We start from the raw sequence: 2,039 nt of genomic DNA on the forward strand, positions 1-2,039 counted from the left end.
GGGTGAATGTCTCGCGCTGGTGGGCGATGGAAATCGCCGCCACGCGCGAACCGCCGACCTTGCCTGCGACCTGCTTCAGCGCGGCAAGCAGCGCCGTCCACCAATGCTCGGCGTCCTGTTCGAAATGGCCGGGCGCAGGGTTGGACAGCGGGTAGGTTTCGCGCGCCTGGAACAGTTCCGCCCCGTTCCGCGCGAAAGCGATCGCCTTCACGGCCGTCGTCGAGGCGTCGATCCCGATTACGACATCGTCCATCAGGCGGAGATCCGGGATGTCAGGCGGCGTTGGTGACGAACCGTCCGTCCGACTGGTCGAGACGACGGCGGATCTGGGTTATCACCATCGAATCGTCGGGTACACAGTTTTCATAGGTGAGGAAGTCGCCGGCCTTCACTGGCTTCACCACCTTGGCGCGTTCGGCAAGCCCGAGCGGCAGTGCGCCCCTGGCACGCGCGTCCTCCCAGGTCATGGCGAAGCCGCGATAGTCGTTCTCGCCGATCATGCCGAGCGACTGGCCGGCGCCGAGGTTGCTCTTGGCGACCGCCACGGCTTCCGCCACCGGATGGTCGAGCGGCTCCATGTCGGCGCGCTTGTAGACCACGGCGCGCGCCGCCGACAGCGGCACTTCCAGGCTGGTCAGGTGATAGGGGCGGAAGATCGTGAAATAGGGGCCCTTGCCGACCTTGAGGTCGATCATGCGCTCCAGCACGCGCGGATGCCTGGTCTCGATGATGCAGAACACGCCGGGCGCCACGCCCTTGCCGATCGAATAGTCGACCACGCCCTTGCGATGCAGCACGCCGCCATCCTCGCGCGGACAGAGCACGTTGGCGAGTTCGTCAAGCGTCGCGGTCGGGCCGTGCATGCCCGGCACGTCAGGCACCAGGCCGGTGGCGTTGGCGATCGCCACCATCTCGATCGCCGTCTTCGAGCCGTCGACGAACTCGACCAGCATGCGCGCGTTCATGTTGCGCTCGCTGGCCTCCTTCTCGTAGTCGGCCGGCACGGCGTCGAACTTCAGCGGATTGTTCTTGCCCTTGCCGGCGGCGACTATTGTGAAACCAAGGCTCTTGGCAAAGCCGATGATCTCCAGCGTGCAGGCAGGCTCGTCGCCGGCGGCGCCCGTGTAGACGACCCCGGCCTTGCGCGCTTCTTCCTTCAGGAAACGGCCGATGGTGATGTCGGCCTCGACATTGAGCATGACGATATGCTTGCCGTTCTTCATCACTTCGAGCGCGAACAGCGTGCCGATGTTGGGGTTCCCGGTGGCGTCGATGATGACGTCGATGCGGCCGGCGGCAGCAAGCGCATGCAGATCCTCGGTGACGGCGATCTTGCCGGCCTCGATGGCACGGTCGATGGCAGAGGCGTTGGGCGCCTGGACGATGTCGGAGAGGTCATGGCCGGCAAGCAGGGCCGCGTCGATCGCCGCTTGCGGACGCACCTCGGAAATGGCGCCGATGCGCATGCCCGGCATAAGTGCTACCTGAACGACGATGTCGGTGCCCATCTGCCCGGCGCCGGCGAGACCGATGATGATCGGCCCCTGCTTTTCAGCGCGCTGCAGGAGTTCCGCTGCGAATTGCGGATGGGACATGTAGCTTCCTCCGGTCCTTGGCGCGCCGCTGCGCCGGGATGATTATCATGAACATTCCTATTTCCAATTGAAAAATATTTCAACCGGCATTTGGGCAGATGCTGCGGGAATCCGATTTGCAGGCGCCGGTGCAGCGGCAATGCCGGACCTTCGATGTCGGCAGGGCGCTTTCGTGAGGGATTTTGTCGGGCGTTTTGGCCAAAATCGACGCCTTCAGCACGAATAGTGCTGAGTGTCTGAACAAGCGCTCAACCTGGAACCGGCGTCGCCGATATGCGGCGGATCTTCATCTTCAGCCGCCGATCTCGAAGAACGGTTTGCCGAGCAGGTCCGGCACCACGTCGATCCCGAGGCCAGGCCCGTCGGGGATGCCCATGCGGCTGCCGGTCACCGGCGGTTTGTTCGAGGCGGTGCGCCCCGTCACCCCTTCGTGGAAGGCGATGG

General features: G+C 64.5%; 2 protein-coding genes and 1 pseudogene. All 3 read right to left on the reverse strand.

Features of this window, described 5'->3' with window-relative positions:
- A partial coding sequence (locus EN738_RS33795) for an FGGY family carbohydrate kinase (RefSeq protein WP_245494851.1) occupies positions 1–253 on the reverse strand: 253 nt, incomplete at its 3' end.
- 19 nt (positions 254–272) lie between these two features.
- Complete coding sequence (locus EN738_RS33800; protein ID WP_127287316.1) at positions 273–1,595, reverse strand: homoserine dehydrogenase; 1,323 nt, start codon at positions 1,593–1,595, stop codon at positions 273–275.
- Between the two features lie 292 nt (positions 1,596–1,887).
- Positions 1,888–2,039: pseudogene (locus EN738_RS36990) on the reverse strand (mandelate racemase); the annotation flags it as partial.

The sequence above is a fragment of the Mesorhizobium sp. M4B.F.Ca.ET.017.02.2.1 genome (assembly GCF_003998955.1).
Classification (GTDB): Bacteria; Pseudomonadota; Alphaproteobacteria; order Rhizobiales; family Rhizobiaceae; genus Mesorhizobium; species Mesorhizobium abyssinicae.

What these genes read in the sequence shown, in the direction of transcription:
- EN738_RS33800 (WP_127287316.1), bottom strand. Translation starts at nt 1,595, where the DNA reads ATGTCCCATCCGCAATTCGCAGCGGAACTCCTGCAGCGCGCTGAAAAG.